At 48.2% G+C, this 16,037-nt stretch carries 11 protein-coding genes; 8 read left to right on the top strand and 3 right to left on the bottom strand.

All coding sequences use genetic code 11. The features are described from left to right. The first annotated feature begins 207 nt into the window (after nucleotides 1–207). From dnaA to G3I67_RS04150, 6 genes are all read left to right on the top strand, one after another. The gene (dnaA, locus tag G3I67_RS04175; protein WP_163651827.1) at nucleotides 208–1,674 is read left to right on the top strand and encodes a chromosomal replication initiator protein DnaA; all 1,467 of its coding nucleotides are present in this window, start codon (nucleotides 208–210) and stop codon (nucleotides 1,672–1,674) included. Nucleotides 1,675–1,677: 3 nt separating this feature from the next. Continuing rightward, complete coding sequence (dnaN, locus tag G3I67_RS04170) at nucleotides 1,678–2,787, top strand: DNA polymerase III subunit beta (protein WP_163651825.1); 1,110 nt, start codon at nucleotides 1,678–1,680, stop codon at nucleotides 2,785–2,787. Between the two features lie 2 nt (nucleotides 2,788–2,789). Further along, nucleotides 2,790–5,246, top strand: coding sequence for a DNA topoisomerase (ATP-hydrolyzing) subunit B (gyrB, locus tag G3I67_RS04165; RefSeq protein ID WP_163651823.1), 2,457 nt, complete (start codon nucleotides 2,790–2,792; stop codon nucleotides 5,244–5,246). A 202-nt stretch (nucleotides 5,247–5,448) separates the two neighbouring features. Beyond that, nucleotides 5,449–7,647, top strand: a complete 2,199-nt coding sequence (nfrB, locus tag G3I67_RS04160; RefSeq protein WP_163651821.1) for a cyclic di-3',5'-guanylate-activated glycosyltransferase NfrB — start codon at nucleotides 5,449–5,451, stop codon at nucleotides 7,645–7,647. Beyond that, on the top strand, nucleotides 7,644–10,544 hold the full coding sequence (locus tag G3I67_RS04155) for an NfrA family protein (protein ID WP_163651819.1): 2,901 nt from the start codon (nucleotides 7,644–7,646) through the stop codon (nucleotides 10,542–10,544). The genes nfrB and G3I67_RS04155 overlap by 4 nt, the downstream gene beginning before the upstream one ends. Further along, nucleotides 10,544–11,428: a DUF4434 domain-containing protein gene (locus G3I67_RS04150; RefSeq protein WP_311197043.1), complete on the top strand. Its 885-nt coding sequence runs from the start codon at nucleotides 10,544–10,546 to the stop codon at nucleotides 11,426–11,428. The genes G3I67_RS04155 and G3I67_RS04150 overlap by 1 nt, the downstream gene beginning before the upstream one ends. A gap of 14 nt (nucleotides 11,429–11,442) precedes the next feature. On the opposite strand, the gene G3I67_RS04145 is transcribed toward G3I67_RS04150, so the two are convergent. Next, nucleotides 11,443–12,420 (bottom strand): tripartite tricarboxylate transporter substrate binding protein, encoded by a 978-nt coding sequence (locus G3I67_RS04145; RefSeq protein WP_163651815.1) that lies wholly within the window; start codon nucleotides 12,418–12,420, stop codon nucleotides 11,443–11,445. 71 nt (nucleotides 12,421–12,491) lie between these two features. After that, a complete protein-coding gene (locus tag G3I67_RS04140) occupies nucleotides 12,492–13,301 on the bottom strand; it encodes an SDR family NAD(P)-dependent oxidoreductase (RefSeq protein ID WP_163651813.1) in 810 nt (269 codons plus the stop codon). A gap of 199 nt (nucleotides 13,302–13,500) precedes the next feature. Here G3I67_RS04140 and G3I67_RS04135 point away from each other — a divergent pair, with 199 nt between their 5' ends. Both G3I67_RS04135 and G3I67_RS04130 read left to right on the top strand, forming a co-directional pair. After that, the gene (locus tag G3I67_RS04135; RefSeq protein WP_235931669.1) at nucleotides 13,501–14,505 is read left to right on the top strand and encodes a Bug family tripartite tricarboxylate transporter substrate binding protein; all 1,005 of its coding nucleotides are present in this window, start codon (nucleotides 13,501–13,503) and stop codon (nucleotides 14,503–14,505) included. Between the two features lie 8 nt (nucleotides 14,506–14,513). Continuing rightward, nucleotides 14,514–15,677 carry an iron-containing alcohol dehydrogenase gene (locus tag G3I67_RS04130; RefSeq protein ID WP_235931668.1) on the top strand — a complete coding sequence of 388 codons (1,164 nt, stop codon included), beginning with the start codon at nucleotides 14,514–14,516 and terminating at the stop codon, nucleotides 15,675–15,677. A gap of 5 nt (nucleotides 15,678–15,682) precedes the next feature. On the opposite strand, the gene G3I67_RS04125 is transcribed toward G3I67_RS04130, so the two are convergent. Further along, the gene (locus tag G3I67_RS04125) at nucleotides 15,683–16,027 is read right to left on the bottom strand and encodes a DUF1840 domain-containing protein (RefSeq protein WP_163651811.1); all 345 of its coding nucleotides are present in this window, start codon (nucleotides 16,025–16,027) and stop codon (nucleotides 15,683–15,685) included. Nucleotides 16,028–16,037 lie beyond the last annotated feature (10 nt).

Below are 16,037 nucleotides of genomic sequence, written 5' to 3'. Positions count from 1 at the left end.
AAGAGCGAATAAGTGGTGAATAAAGATGATTAAAAAATAAGATTTAATCAGTTATCCAGGCTAAGTTACCCAGAAAAGCCCTCCATTTCAGCAAAAAAACTGAAATTAGTCAAATGGTTAGATTGATATTATCGGGATATGATCCGAAAGCCCTGTGGATAACTTGTCGATGGACAGGGTAGAATCGAGGTTTGATTAGCGAGTCACATGAAAGAGTTTTGGCAGTCCTGTATTCAGCATCTTGAGCAGGAGTTCCCCCCTCAGCAAATCAGCGCGTGGATACGCCCGCTGGTACCGGTTGCTTTTGACGAGTCAGAGGCAGTTTTGCGCCTGTCTGCTCCCAATAGATTCAAACTGGACTGGGTTCGTAAAAACTTCTCTAGTCAAATTGAAAGCTATGCAGAACAATGGTTTAAAAAGCCGGTTCACTTGTTGCTTGAATTGCCGGGTAATGTCGCCCAAACCAAGCACGTAGCCAATGTGGGGAAGATCGACATTGCTGCAGAACAAATAAGCAGTGCCACGAAAAAAACTGCCGGTTCCTCGATCGAAAAACTAGCCCAGGAAGTTTTAAAGAAAGCGCCCCCCACCGATAAACAACCCAGTGAAAACAATTCCGCGGCGTCTTCAGTAGATGAAAGGTCTAGACTGAACACCGATCTGACTTTTGATAATTTCGTGACGGGCAAGGCGAATCAGCTGGCTCGCGCGGCAGCGTTTCAGGTCGCAGAAAATCCTGGTACATCTTATAACCCACTATTTTTATATGGCGGCGTGGGTCTGGGTAAAACTCACTTAATCCATGCAATCGGAAATGCAATGGTGGCCGCCGGCAATAAAAACGGTTCGGCTGTTCGGGTTCGCTATGTGCATGCCGATCAGTATGTTTCGGACGTGGTGAAAGCGTATCAGCGTAAGGCATTTGATGAGTTCAAACGCTATTACCATTCGCTTGATTTGTTGTTGATAGACGATATTCAGTTTTTTACAGATAAGAAGCGCACGCAAGAAGAATTTTTCTATGCGTTCGAAGCGATGGTCGCACAACGCAAGCAGATCATCATTACAAGCGATACCTACCCGAAAGAGCTGGAAGGGATTGATAGTCGATTGATTTCCCGCTTTGATTCGGGTCTCACGGTGGCGATTGAGCCACCTGAACTGGAAATGCGGGTCGCGATCTTGTTGCGAAAAGCCGAGCAAGAAGGCTTACCCATGCCGGAAGATGTTGCCTTCTTTATAGCCAAGCATTTACGAAGCAATGTGAGAGAGCTTGAAGGCGCCTTGAGAAAGGTGCTTGCATACGCGAGATTTCACGGTCGCGATGTCGTCAGTGTGGATATTTGTAAAGACGCATTGAAAGATTTGCTTTCCGTATCGAACGGTCAGATTACGGTGGAAAACATTCAAAAAACCGTATCTGATTACTACAAAATCAAGGTCGCCGACATGTATTCGAAACGTCGACCTGCCAATATTGCTATGCCGCGTCAGGTAGCAATGTATCTGGCGAAGGAACTGACGCAAAAAAGCTTGCCAGAAATTGGTGATCTGTTTGGTGGTCGTGATCATACGACCGTATTGCACGCGGTACGCAAGATTTCCGATTTACGCACCAAGCAGACAGACCTTAACCATACGCTGCATGTACTCGAACAAACTCTAAAGGGCTAATCCATGCAACTTGTCCAGACCCCCCGCGAAGCTTTGCTCAAACCGTTGTCAACGGTGGCAGGAATAGTCGAGCGTCGCCATACGCTGCCGATCCTGGCAAATATTCTTCTGCGCAAAGAAGCAGGCAGAGTATCTTTCATTGCCACCGATCTGGAAGTCCAAATTACGACCCATGCCGATTTCGGGGTTGGACAAGATAGCGAATCCTTGACAGTGGCGGCTAAAAAGCTGGTGGATATTTTGCGCGCACTACCGGATACCGGAGACGTGCGTTTGTCTACGGCCAGCGGAAAATTGGCGGTTCAGGCAGGCAAGAGCCGATTCAGCTTGCAAACATTGGCGGCAACAGAATTTCCGACAATGACTCAACCTGATCGTTGGGATGTGTCGTTGACCTTGCCCCGCAAGACGCTCAAGCACTTGTTCAATATGGCGCATTTTGCGATGGCGCAACAGGACATCCGTTATTACCTGAATGGAATGTTGATGGTGTTTGAGCCTGGCATGCTGCGCGCCGTGGCAACCGATGGCCATCGACTTGCGCATTGTTCAACACCCGCTGATGGAATTGCGGCGCGTCATGAGGTGATTGTTCCTCGCAAAACGGTTCTGGAAATGCAACGCTTGTTAGACGATAGTGAAGATCCAGTCACGATCGATGTCGCACCAGGGCAGATCCGCTTTTCTTTTGGTCATGTGGAATTGGTCTCAAAATTAGTTGAAGGGAAATTCCCCGATTTCAATCGGGTTATCCCAACTAACTACACGCGACATTTCGATGTTTCTCGCGAAATTTTGCAAGGCAGCTTGCAGCGAGCAGCGATTTTGACAACAGACAAGTTCCGTAGCGTACGTTTGCAGCTGGGACAGAATCTATTGAAAATCTCCTCCACCAATGCCGAGCAGGAGGAGGCGCAGGAAGAAATAGACATCGATTATTCGCATGAGTCCCTCGATGTCGGGTTCAATGTCAGCTATCTGCTGGACTTCCTGTCCAATGTAAAAGCTGAAACTGTTCGCTGGTCGATCATGCCGGATGCAAATGCGTCCGCCCTAATAACTTTGCCCGATGACGAAGCCTTCAAATATGTCGTCATGCCAATGCGGATCTAGAAATGTCAGAAGAAATCAAGCAAGTCAGTGACGATCAGGATGGCTATGGTGCCGACTCGATCAAGATGCTCAAAGGCCTTGAAGCCGTTCGAAAGCGTCCCGGTATGTATATCGGAGATACGTCGGATGGCACGGGCTTGCATCATATGGTTTTTGAGGTTGTCGATAACGCGATCGATGAGTCTCTTGCCGGGCATTGCGATGACATAGTTGTCACGATCCATACAGATAACTCCATCTCTGTCACAGATAACGGTCGTGGAATTCCGACCGATATTCATAAAGACGATGAATTTCAGCGCAGCGCTGCGGAAATCGTACTGACCGAGCTTCATGCCGGCGGAAAGTTTGATCAGAACTCATACAAGGTATCGGGCGGCTTGCATGGCGTGGGCGTGTCTTGCGTGAATGCTTTGTCTTCCTGGCTGAGACTAAAAATTCGTCGCAATGGCCAAGTCCATGAAATGGAGTTCCGTCAGGGTGAGCGCGTTGCTCCTCTTGCGGTGACCGGCACAACCGATTTGCGGGGCACTGAAGTTCATTTTCTGGCCGATACGGAAATTTTCAGCAACGTTGAATATCACTATGAGATTCTTTCGAAGCGGTTGCGAGAATTATCTTTCCTGAACAATGGCGTCAAGATTCGTCTTGTCGATCAGCGTAACGGCAAAGAGGAAAACTTCGCCTTCTCCGGCGGCGTCAAAGGTTTTGTCGAATACATCAATCGACAGAAGACAGTATTGCATCCCAATGTTTTTTCCGTCAGCACCGAGTCCAACGCCGGTGGAGTGATGGTTGGCGTAGACGTGGCCATGCAGTGGAACGACGGTTATAGCGAGCAAGTGCTTTGCTTTACCAACAATATTCCGCAGCGCGATGGTGGTACGCACATGACCGGCTTGCGCGCCGCAATGACGCGAATCATCAACAAATACATTGCCGAAAACGAGCTAGCCAAACGCGCAAAAGTCGACACCACGGGTGACGACATGCGTGAAGGGTTGACTTGTGTGTTGTCGGTCAAAGTGCCGGAACCCAAGTTCAGCAGCCAGACAAAAGACAAGCTTGTATCGAGCGAGGTCAGACCGGCTGTTGAAGACGCTGTGGCGCGTACGCTAGAAACGTGGTTGCTTGAAAACCCGATCGACGCAAAGGCTTTGTGTTCAAAAGTTGTCGAGGCGGCCCGAGCGCGTGAAGCGGCGCGTAAGGCCCGCGAGATGACGCGTCGCAAGAGCGTGCTCGAAGGCGCAGGTCTGCCTGGTAAGCTTGCTGACTGTCAGGAAAAAGACCCGGCATTGTGCGAACTGTATATCGTTGAGGGCGATTCGGCGGGCGGCTCTGCAAAACAAGGCCGTGATCGCAAGTTCCAGGCGATTTTGCCATTGCGCGGCAAGGTGTTGAATGTCGAGAAAGCTCGATTCGACAAGCTCATAGCAAGCGAGCAGATTACTACGCTAATCACGGCGCTCGGTACGAGTATCGGTCCGGACTTCAACGTTGAAAAACTACGCTATCACCGCATCATCATCATGACCGATGCCGACGTGGATGGTGCGCATATTCGCACGCTTTTGCTGACGCTGTTATATCGTCAAATGCCTGAGCTGGTTCAGCGAGGCTATGTGTATATTGCTCAACCTCCGCTTTATAAGGTTAAGGCTGGTAAGGATGAGCGCTATCTGAAGGATGAAGTTGAAGAGGCCGCATACATGCTTCAGCTTGCGTTAAAAGATGCGCAGCTGACACCTCACGAAGGTGCTTCGGTGATTTCCGGCGATGCGTTGACTGAACTGGCTAAGCAATACCTGATGGCTGATGCTGTGATTGCAAGATTGTCCCGTTTTATGGACGAATTGACTTTATCGGCGATTGTTGGTGGCGTGACGCTAGACATCGAGTCGATGGAAGCAGCTCAGGCATCAGCCAAGAGATTGCACGACTCGCTGCAGGATCCGTTGTTACCCGGCCAGGTGGAAGTGTCCGCTGAATATCATCAGGGATCAGAGCAGCATCGTTTAATCGTTCGACGCAAGCATCATGGCAATGTCCGGGTTTCTGTTCTGGATATGGATTTTATCAAAGGCGGTGATTATGCTGTGCTGGCTCGCGCTGCGGCAACCTTCGAAGGCTTGATCGGTAAGGGCGCGATGGTTGCTCGCGGTGAAGGTGATAAACGTAAGGAATCGATGATCGCCGACTTCCGTGAGGCAATGCAATGGCTGCGTAGCGAAGCCGAACGCAGTGTTTCAAAGCAGCGTTATAAGGGTTTGGGTGAAATGAACCCTGAGCAACTTTGGGAAACAACGATGGATCCAAAAGTACGTCGTTTATTGCGTGTTCAGATTGAAGATGCGATTGCCGCAGATGAAATCTTCACAACGTTAATGGGTGATCAAGTTGAACCCCGGCGTGTCTTTATAGAAACGCATGCGTTGCAGGCAGCCAATCTGGACGTTTGATTCTTTCGTCAAAAAGGCTAGCCCGCTTCGAGTTTTCGAAGCGGGCTTTTTTTTGATAAAAATCATTCATCACAAAGTAACTTACATATAAGTTTGGTAACTATTCGAATAAAATAACCACGCATCTGGCTGAGCGCTTAGATGGATGCCATCAGTTGGCTGTTGCATTTCCAAGCGTCAAAATCAGATAAACAGGAAAAAAATGTGGTTAGTCGATTATTTTTCGACATATCTATACGGCCTGAAATATGTTGCCGTATTTATAGCGATCTGCATATTTGTCAGTAGCCTCGATGATTTGCTCATCGATGTAGTGTATTGGGTAAGATACACGTGGCGTCATTTCGTTATATTCAAGCGGCATCCATTCATGGATGCGAAAGCGTTGTACGCAACGCCCGAACAGCCTCTCGCTATCATGATTCCCGCGTGGAAAGAGACAGGTGTCATCGGTAATATGGCCCAACTAGCGGCTTCGACACTTGATTATGAAAACTATCACATTTTTGTAGGCACCTATCCGAATGATCCGGATACGCAAAAAGATGTAGATGAGGTTTGCGCCCGGTTTCCGAATATTCATAAAGTGGTATGCGCGCGTCCGGGCCCGACCAGTAAGGCTGATTGCCTGAATAATGTGCTTGACGCGATATTTCAGTTTGAGCAGCGCGCAAATCTCGAGTTCTCCGGCTTCATTTTGCATGATTCCGAAGATGTCATTTCGAGCATGGAGCTCAGATTATTTAATCATCTCGTAAACAAAAAGGACTTAATCCAGGTACCCGTATACCCATTTGAAAGACAATGGTCGAACTTTACCAGCATGTCGTATCTTGATGAATTTGCCGAGGTTCATGGCAAGGACATTGTTGTCAGGGAAGCGATTGCGGGACAAGTGCCGAGTGCCGGAGTGGGCACCTGTTTCAGTCGTCGGGCCGTGCTTGCGCTTGTCGCCGACGGAGATGGCATTGCATTCGATACACAAAGCCTGACGGAAGATTACGATATCGGGTTCCGTTTGAAAGAAAAGGGAATGAAGGAAATATTTGTGCGATTTCCTGTCATCGACACAAGTAAAAAAACCTGGCAACTTACTCGTGTACTTGGAAAAGCATTTCGCGCATCACAGGTTATTTGCGTTAGAGAATTCTTTCCCGATACGGTGCAAACAGCCGTTCGACAAAAATCCCGCTGGATTATCGGAATCGTATTTCAAGGATATGTCACACATCGTTGGTCGAAAAACTGGATCATCAACTATTTTCTCTGGCGCGACCGTAAGGGCGTGATTACGAATTTTGTCAGTTTCATCGCAACGATCATTTTGTTGCAACTAGGGCTTTTGTGGCTTTATCAAAACTACTGGCAAGATGCGTATCAGTTCATGTCGATATTCGAGAGCAACACATTACTGAAAGATTTGCTTTGGATTAATCTTTTTTTCATGGCAAACCGAATGGTGCAGCGAATTTATTTCGTCACTACGTACTACGGAATTTTTCAAGGGTTGCTGTCGATACCGCGATTATTTTGGGGTAACTACATTAATTTTCTGGCGAACTGGAGAGCTATTCGTCAGATCATGATGGAAGGAAACCCCCACCGTGTTGCTTGGGATAAAACAACGCATGACTTTCCAAGTATCGGTGGAGAGAATCGCTCAAGAAAAATGATCGGACAAATTTTGATCGAACGAAATCTCCTGACATCCGAGCAACTAAATGAAGCATTGATTCATAAAACGCATGGAATCAAAATTGGAACATGGCTTGTTCATCAAGGCATGATTACTTCGGAAGATTTTGCTCGGGCGCTTGCAGAACAGGGTGAGGTTGATATGCAGAACATTGATGCCTATCAAATCGATCCATCGTTGATTAAGGCCTTTCCTGAAAACATTGCATTGCGGTATGCCGTCTTACCAATAAAGAACGAGGATGGTGCAATGATGTTAGCGAGCGAATCTGTGCTGGATCCAATATCTCTTGCTGCGCTATCGCGAAAATTAAAGTCAAAAATAAGCTATGTGATTGTGCCTCATGGGCAGGTAACCGTTGGATTGCGCCATTGGTATTCCCGAAAAAAACAGCAGGAAGATCCGCGCACATTGCTTGAAATTGCAAAAAATACCGGACGGATATCAGCGGAAAAGGCCGCTGAACTATGGGCATATTTTACGGCGAGACAATTTCTATTTGCCGAAGTGCTTTGCGCGCTTGGTCGTATAGATAATGCCTCGCTTGCAGCTGTGTTACTTCAGCATGAGAAAACGGATGAAACGCTTGGTTCATTTCTTGTCAGTCGCAATATTGTGAGTCAGGAGACACTGGACGAGGCTCTTGCCTTGCAAAAGAAGCTTCAGCCTTCAATGCATAAATTAATAAGTGAAGCTGCGCGATGACAATTAAGAAGTTTGCCGCCAATTTACTGGTTTTTGTCATGCTATCGATTCCGGTCATTGGTTTTCCAAAATCGATACAAAATCCGGACTGGTCGCAAGGGCTTTCGTCATATGAAAAATTTATCGTATACCCCCATCTTGAACGTGCTTTCAGAGCGATGGACGACCATGAACTGCACGTAGCGATTTCGGAGTTTTATCAGGCACGCAAGTTGTCGAAAAATCAACCTCAAATCTCGCTCTATTTGGCCAATGCATATGAAAAAAATGATCAGCTCAATGAAGCGATTGCTGTCCTGGATCAACTATCAAAAGAAAACCCTCAACGGCAGGATATAGAACAAGCGTTGATTGAGGCAAAGACAAAACATAACAAACAAATGCTGCAGAAGATTCAGGACAAAGCCATTGAGCCCGTCCAGCTGCAAAGCATCTTGATCAGAAATAAGCCGGACTTTACAGAGCCCTATGATGAACACAAATGGATCGAAGTTTTGGCGGGAGAATTCAATAAAAATAAAAAATTATTGTTGGAGTATCAACCTAAATTCAAGGTAAACGAGATTTTTCATCTTGAAGAATCAATCAAATATTTAATTGCGACTCAAAACCGGGAGTTATTAAGCACCTATATAAAATCCCTCAGTCGAACGATCAGCAACAAACCTAACGAGCTGGACGCAATAACCTATCAACTGATTCAGGCCAATTCGCCAAATCAGGCCATACAACTATTGATTGATGCTTATCCGTATCTTCAAGCCGATGATCAATTGCGCCAAACGCTTACAGAGCGATTGGCATTTGCTCAAACCGTTGCGACAAATAAGAACAAATTGATTGACTTTATCCATAGTCACAAACCGGATTTAAGTTCACCGCAGTATGAAAGACAGTGGCTTGAGCTATTGGCCGCGGTATCACACGAACAGTCGAAATTATTGCTTGATTACAAATGCGAATTTGATGAAAACAGAGCATTTCAGGCAGAGCTGGTTCTGCAATCATACGAGTCGAACCCAGGAAAGATCACTGCAACGCAAGTGGCAAAGTATTTGCCTCATGTCGAAACATTACATCCCACGCAACTGGATCAAATTAGCTATCGATTAAATAAAGAAGGCGCCAAGTCCACTTCATTCAACTTGCTGATGGATGCATATCCATTTGGACACGCAGATCCGGGGATCAGAAAAGTATTATTCGATCGGCTAAATGGGTTGCTGAATGACAATCCGAAAATGTTGACGCATTTCGACCTTGTCAAGCTGGCAAGGCCACTAGGAAATGTACAAGACAGAAGTAGCCAAGCCAAGTTGCTTGACTCATTGAATGACTGCGAAGGTGTTGAACAAGTTCTCGAGGATTATTCGGTGAATTACAGCGCAGAGGATTGGCGACGGCTTGGGCGCTGTTATCAGAAATTGCAAAAAGTCGGCCTTGCCCAGTATGCCTACACGCAAGCGTACCAACGTGATCAAGCAATAGGATCTGCGCGTGAACTTGCCTATCAGGCTTTTGAAACCAAGGATTACAGAACATCGCTTGAGATGTGGAAAAAAGTGTTGGCGAGCAAGCAGTCGACCACTGCGGATTTAAAAGCCGCAGCATATACGGCCGTTTCAGTTGACGATATGCAATGGGCTAATCGAATATTGGCTGAGTATGCGAAACGAGGTGGAAGGCGGGATGATGAGTATTTATGGTTAAAGGCGATCACCGAGCAGCAAGAACATCCGAAGCAAGCTCTGATCGATATTCGTCGCGCAATCAAACAAAAGCCGAAAGTGGAATATTTTGAACTGCTGGCCGCACTTGAAAGAAAGCAGAAAAATGAAGCAGCCGCACTCGAAGCCTTGAAAAAAGCGCTGGCATTGAATACTGAAAACAGTTCGGTTCAGGCTGCACTAGGTTATGCCTATTATCATCAAAACGATGTGAAAACCGCTGAGACATATTTGGACGAAGCATTAAAAATGCGTCCCGACGATAGCAGATTGGTCGAGCAGTTAGCTTATGTAAACCAGCGCTTAGGTCAAAATGAACAAGCGACGCGATTCACAGAACGAGCCATTGATCAAATCGATTTATATACAAAGACCGAAATGACTCCGGAGCTGGAGGACAAGCGTTTTGGATTGCGACGAATGCACGAAGATTTGCAGCGACGTTGGACATTTAGTGCAGATGCGATTAGCGGTAACCAGGTGGCTTCCGTTCCGAATGCTCCGCAACCGGGCTTGAACTACAAGAGTTATGCGCAGGCTGAAGTAGCGTACCGACTTGGCAATCCAGCAATCGATGATGGCAAAACTTTTTCGGCATATTCGAGGGTTTTTGCCGGAAACGGGCCTTCCGGCTCGGCTTTGCCCATATATGCCCCGGTCATAGCGGCAGGCTTCAGGTGGAAGCCTTTCAGCACCCAAGTCATCAATTTCGCGGTCGAGCAACAGTTTCCTCTTGATCAAGGATCCAGCCCGTCCACAAATACGCTTATCAGAGCAAGTGGCTCATTTTTCAATAGCGGCAAGTACAGTGACGAATGGCATCCGTCATCAAATGGGTGGCTTGCGCAAAACCTTTATCTGGATGCAGCCTATTACATTTCGAACAGATTATCTTCTTTGACTGCGGATTATCGAGTGAGTTATCACAACAAGATGGGCGAGAGTCAGACGATTGAGCCTTATACGCATATTCAATGGAATTCGCTTAATCAACAGACGCAAGCCGATATTCGTGCTGGAGTCGGTGTTCGCTGGAATATCTGGGGAAATGAAAGTCGCTACAACGCGTATGCCAGCAAGGTGACGGTTGGAATCGAATTCCAATACGCGTTGTCGACGTATCTGAACGATAAGTCCACTGCAATGTTGACACTTGGGGGACGTTGGTAATGTTTCTCGTGCGAATGATTATGTGGTTAATGTTGTTGGTCCCCGCATATTCGTATGCGGATAGGGCCATTTTTTATCAACCTCAAGTTCGGGACTTAGCGCTTGATATCAATCGCTGGCCTGCGATCTTTCAATCGGTTCGAGCTCGGGGAATGGATACCGTCATTGTGCAGTGGACTGCCCACGGCGATGCATTTTCCAATCCTCAGAGTCAGAAATGGCTGAAAAACAGGCTGGAGGATGCGTTAAACGCCGGATTGAAACTTATTGTCGGATTGAATGCAGATCCGGAGGTGTTTGTCCGTCTTGAACAACCCGTCGGCGTGTTAGAAGATTATTTTAGACGACAGCGATACCTCGATGTCGAATTAGCGAAACATTGGTCGAGCGTTTTACCCGTGGAGAAAATCTCAGGTTGGTATATCACGCTGGAAATAGATGATCGCAGATGGCGTGATGAAGCGGCATTTAGAGAGCTGAGTGATCACTTACAGACCGAGTCCGTCGAGTTGAGAAAAATCAATGACAAACCCATATACGTCTCTTCGTTTTTTGCGGGCCATACCGATCCTGATCAATATGCAGGCATGCTTAAGCAAATAAAGAAGCAAGCCGATGTCAGGATTCTTGTTCAGGACGGTGCCGGAACCGGTAAGTTGACCTTGCGTGAGCGCAATCTTTATCTTGGTATTTTGGGTGATTGCAAGATGTCGGTTGCTGACGGGATTGTGTACGAAATCTTCAGGCAAACACAACATGACCAAGCGTTCAAAGCTGAACCGCTTGAAAGAAACCAGTTGAACCAGGTGCTTAAAAACCGTGCCTCTTGCGGAAAAGACACGGTTTTATTTTCCCTACGCTATTTAATCGATTTATCGAATTAAATATAAAAAAGCGTTTATTCGACTAACTTGACGCCTTGAGCAAATAACTCTTTTTGCTTTGTAAGATACTCGCTGTATTCCTTCGGGCCAAGCAAGCCGATTTGCGCGCCTAGCGTAGACAGATTTTCCGAGATTTGGGCATTGTATTTATCCACGGATTTTTTAGCGGCATCGTAAATCGCGTTGATGATTTCTTTAGGTGTGCCTTTGGGAGCCAAAATTCCATAATAAACAGGGCTGCCGATGTTGTAGCCAAGCTCTTTTAGAGTCGGCACGTTCGGAAATGCATTCAATCTCGTATCGCCGAATACTGCAAGCGGTCGCAATGTGCCGGCGGCAATGTGGGCTTGGGCGGGGCCGATGGCGGTGGACGCCATGTCAACATGTCCGCCCAGCAATGCAGTAATCGCGGGACCACTACCCTGATAGGGGATATGCGTCCATTTCACTTTGATATCTTGCGCAAGGATTTCGGCAAGCATATGTGTGATGCCCTTGCTGCCGGAAGTGGAAAAGGTCAATTTCCCCGGAGATTGTTTAGAAACGGCCACCAAGTCTTTCATGTCTTTAATGGTCGAGCTGGAAGGCACGACTAACATGAAGCCGCCTTCGGATAAGGCTGCAATGGGTTCAAATGATTCTGTCGAATATGTGACATCCTTGTTGGCAAGAGGAACGACCACGATCGATCCGGGCGATGTGCCGACAATCGTGTAACCATCCGGTTTGCTGTTTGCCACTTGACCGGCCCCCACGGCGCCGCCGGCACCGGGCTTGAAGTTCATGACGACTGTTTGACCGAGGAATTCGCCCATCTTGTCGCTGAACGGCCGAACCATGCGATCTGTATCGCCTGGAGCAAAAGGAATAACTAATTGGATGGGTTTATTCGGATAACTTTGGGTTTGAGCGTGTACTGCATTCGATCCGAAAGTAAAGACTGCACCCGCTAATGTGGCGAGGGTCAGGTATCGAAAAGAAATATTTTTCATGATTTTGTCTCCTTGAATGATGATCGATTTAATTTTGGTCATGACTGCGTTGTCATTTATCGTATCAATGGTTAATCACATCGCGCACTCATGCCACCATCCACAATGATTTCCGTTCCCGTGATGAATCGGGCTTCATCCGAGGCAAGAAACAGTGCGGCATTTGCCGTATCGCGTCCATCTCCCATAAAGGGCATCGGAATTCTTGCCTGGCGGCGTTTAAGCAATGTTTCGATATCGCCGCCACTTTGGCTTTTAGCCAATGTTTTGTCTACGAGAGGCGTGTGCATTTGTCCGGGAACAACGCTATTGATTCTGATGCCTTTAGCGGCGTATTCAACCGCAACGACACGGCCGAACTGAATGACACCGGCTTTAGCCGATGCGTAACCGACTGCCGGAGCGCCGGTAAAGCGAATGCCCGAGGTTGAGGCGATATTCACAATTGCCCCATGACCCTTTTCTTCCATTATGGGCATGACGTATTTGCACATCAGAAAAACGGTTTTGAGGTTGATGTCGATTTGAGCATCCCAATCGTCCTCAGACAAATTGATGGGCCCACCAGGGGCCGGACCCCCAACATTGTTCACAAGGATATCGACTGTGCCATATTGCTTCAAGCATGCAGCGACAAGCTGTTTGATCTGAGCGCTGTCTGTGACATCGCAGGTATATGGGGTAATGTCGCCCTTGAAGGCGTTTACCAGATCGAGCGTTTCATCCATTGAGCGCAGATCTTTGTCGACAGCAAAAACTTTTGCCCCTTCTTGCGCAAAACGGACCGCCATGGCCCGTCCATTTCCCCAGCCTGGCCCGACGCAACCAGCACCTGTGATTAAGGCCACTTTACCTTGAAGCCGGCCTTGAGTTTGATTCATTTAATTTTTTCTCCCGTTGTTTTGTGTGTCATGAAGGTCTTGATGCCTGCTTTATGTTCTTTCTACAATGGCATGATAGGATTGTCCAGTCGTATCACAGACAATACGTCATTAAAAAGTATAAGGTGCGAATAAAGTACCCGTTAATGATTCTAGCTGTTCGCCTTCGCGGCGAACATGAACTAACCGAGGGGAAGACATGGAGCAGGGAAAGTTTTATTCTCTAAAAAAGAAGTCATATGCAATCGTGGCCGGACTGATGTTCGGACTGATTTCCGCACCCGCAGTACATGCGGCTTATCCTGAAAAACCGTTAACACTGATCGTACCGTTTGCCGCAGGCGGTCCGACCGATGTACTGGCGCGCGTTGTTGGTGAAAGTCTTGCAAAAATTCTGAAGCAGCCAGTTATCGTTGAAAATACGCCAGGTGCCGGTGGTACCGTCGGAAATACGCGCGCATCAAAGGCGCAGGGTGATGGTTACACGATGCTGATCGGCAACGGAGGCACCCTTGCTGTGTCTGCTACGTTGTATAAAAATCTGACGTACGACGTGCTGAAGGATTTTGTGCCGTTGGCCTCTATTGGGGATGCGCCTCAAATTGTCTCCGCACGCAAGGATTTTCCTGCGATGGGCTTGAATGAGTTTGCGGCTTATTTGAAAAAGAATGAGGCGAAGTTGAATTTTGGTGCAGCCGGAGTGGGTTCTGGCTCATGGCTTGGCGGTCAGTTGATCAATTCACGACTAGGTGTGAAGGTCAATGCCGTGAATTATCGAGGTGCGGGTCAGGCCGTGCAGGATGTGATGGCGGGCCATCTTGATTACATGGTCGAAAGCACGGCAACAGCGGTTCGTTATGTGCAGTCGGGCATGGTTAAGGGCGTTGTCGTGTTGAGGCCGAATCGTATCAAGGCATTACCGGATCTGCCGTCAGCCGGCGAGTCCGGCTATCCCGACTTACAGTATGACATCTGGAATATGGTGCTTGTGCCTAAAGGCACTCCGGCGCCAATCGTGACACAGCTTAGCGAGGCGTTACGCCAGGCGATCGCATCACCTGAAGTGCGTGCGAAATACGAGGCGGCGGGTATCGAAATGCCGACTGCGGAACAGCAAACGCCGGCTGGAGCCAAAGCATTGCTGGAGAAAGACGTGGCGCGCTGGAGACCGGTCATTATCGAACTCGGGGCCAAGCCGGATTAATTAGAGTCATGACTATGAACAACATTTCAAGTTTCTTTTGTCCAACCCGCATTTATATGGGTGTGGGAGCATATGAGAAGATCGAAGAGATCGTCAGAAAGCTCGGCTGCTCCAAAATGTTCATTGCACTTGACGCGGCTCTGCTTGATAGTGAGTTTTACGGCAAGATCAAGAAATTGCTGGATCAAAGCGGTGTCGAGTTCGCCATTTATACCGACATAGAGCCTGACCCGAGTGCGCATACTGTAGAAAAAGCCTTCGCCGTTTGCCAAAAGCTCGGGGCAACGGCGTCTTTGGCCATCGGGGGTGGAAGTACGATTGATGTCGCCAAGGCGGTCGGTATTTTGGCAACGAGTGGTGGGCGGATACACGATTACGAAGGAATCGAGAAATTTTCTACTCCGCCGTTGCCGTTGATTGCAATTCCGACTACTGCCGGGACAGGATCAGAGGTGTCGGGATCTTGCGTAATTTCGGATACCGAAAAAAATCTGAAGATGTCTATTCGCCATGCGGCATTGAATCCCGCTGCCTACGCGATACTCGATCCGCTGGCGCTCACCACGCTGCCGGCCCATGTGGCGGCGCATTCGGGCATAGATGCTTTCGTACACGCCTTTGAGTCGTTCATATCGAGACAAGCTAATCTGATGACCGATGCCATCAATTTGCAGGCAATCGAGCTTCTAGCCGGCAACATTCGTGCATTTGTCGCTAATCGCCAAGATTTGCAGGCTGGTCTGAATATGTTGTGCGGCTCGGCTCTGGCGGGGATTACGTTTGGCCAGACCGGGCTCGGAAATGTGCATTGCATGGCGCGCTTCGTCGGCGCGAATTTTCATTTGTCTCATGGGTTGTCGAACGCTGTTTGCCTGCCTCATGTGGCGCGCTTTAATTTACCGGCGGCCGTTGCCAAATATGCACGCGTCGCAAGAGCAATGGGCGTTCGTACGCAGGAGTTGACGCAAGAGCAGGCTGCGCTGGCTGCGGTGGACGCAATCGAACAAATGTGTCGGGATCTTTCGATCCCTGCGCGGCTACGCGATGTAGGGGCTACGCAAGATCTGTTTGATGAGATGTCCGAGTTGTGCACGCAGGCCAATTACAACCGCTGGAATCCAAGGCAAACAACGACTGAGGATTTCAGGGCGCTGTTTGATCTGGCGTATTGATGAGGTTACCAGCCCGAGCCGGCCTCCCAGGATAGCGGGACGCCGGCTTTTTGCGAACGGCGCATCAGATCCAGTAGTGGTTGGGCTCGTTGTCGTAATGCGACCGGTAAAGAGAGCGCATCGGGCTTGATTGTGTCCGGATCGTCCTCGTCGGGTTCTTGTGGAGGTTTTTCGTCTGCAATCGCCTGTTCCAGCGCAAAAATTGCGTCGACAAGCTGCTCCGGCGTAAATACGCCCCGCTCGGGTATGTTTTGATCGGAGATTTTGCCTATCATGCGCATGATGGGCTGGGCGTGTTGCGATAGCATCAGAATGTCCGCCCCGGCCTTGCTACTGAAAGTGATGAGCATCTTCGGATTT

It is taken from the genome of Sheuella amnicola, from assembly GCF_010499255.1.
Classification (GTDB): domain Bacteria; phylum Pseudomonadota; class Gammaproteobacteria; order Burkholderiales; family Burkholderiaceae_B; genus Zwartia; species Zwartia amnicola.
The sequence above is the reverse complement of the archived record's forward strand: the minus strand, read 5'-3'. Positions and strand labels throughout refer to the sequence as shown.

What these genes read in the sequence shown, in the direction of transcription:
- dnaA (WP_163651827.1), top strand. Translation starts at nt 208, where the DNA reads ATGAAAGAGTTTTGGCAGTCCTGTATTCAGCATCTTGAGCAGGAGTTC.
- dnaN (WP_163651825.1), top strand. Translation starts at nt 1,678, where the DNA reads ATGCAACTTGTCCAGACCCCCCGCGAAGCTTTGCTCAAACCGTTGTCA.
- gyrB (WP_163651823.1), top strand. Translation starts at nt 2,790, where the DNA reads ATGTCAGAAGAAATCAAGCAAGTCAGTGACGATCAGGATGGCTATGGT.
- nfrB (WP_163651821.1), top strand. Translation starts at nt 5,449, where the DNA reads ATGTGGTTAGTCGATTATTTTTCGACATATCTATACGGCCTGAAATAT.
- G3I67_RS04155 (WP_163651819.1), top strand. Translation starts at nt 7,644, where the DNA reads ATGACAATTAAGAAGTTTGCCGCCAATTTACTGGTTTTTGTCATGCTA.
- G3I67_RS04150 (WP_311197043.1), top strand. Translation starts at nt 10,544, where the DNA reads ATGTTTCTCGTGCGAATGATTATGTGGTTAATGTTGTTGGTCCCCGCA.
- G3I67_RS04145 (WP_163651815.1), bottom strand. Translation starts at nt 12,420, where the DNA reads ATGAAAAATATTTCTTTTCGATACCTGACCCTCGCCACATTAGCGGGT.
- G3I67_RS04140 (WP_163651813.1), bottom strand. Translation starts at nt 13,301, where the DNA reads ATGAATCAAACTCAAGGCCGGCTTCAAGGTAAAGTGGCCTTAATCACA.
- G3I67_RS04135 (WP_235931669.1), top strand. Translation starts at nt 13,501, where the DNA reads ATGGAGCAGGGAAAGTTTTATTCTCTAAAAAAGAAGTCATATGCAATC.
- G3I67_RS04130 (WP_235931668.1), top strand. Translation starts at nt 14,514, where the DNA reads ATGACTATGAACAACATTTCAAGTTTCTTTTGTCCAACCCGCATTTAT.
- G3I67_RS04125 (WP_163651811.1), bottom strand. Translation starts at nt 16,027, where the DNA reads ATGCTCATCACTTTCAGTAGCAAGGCCGGGGCGGACATTCTGATGCTA.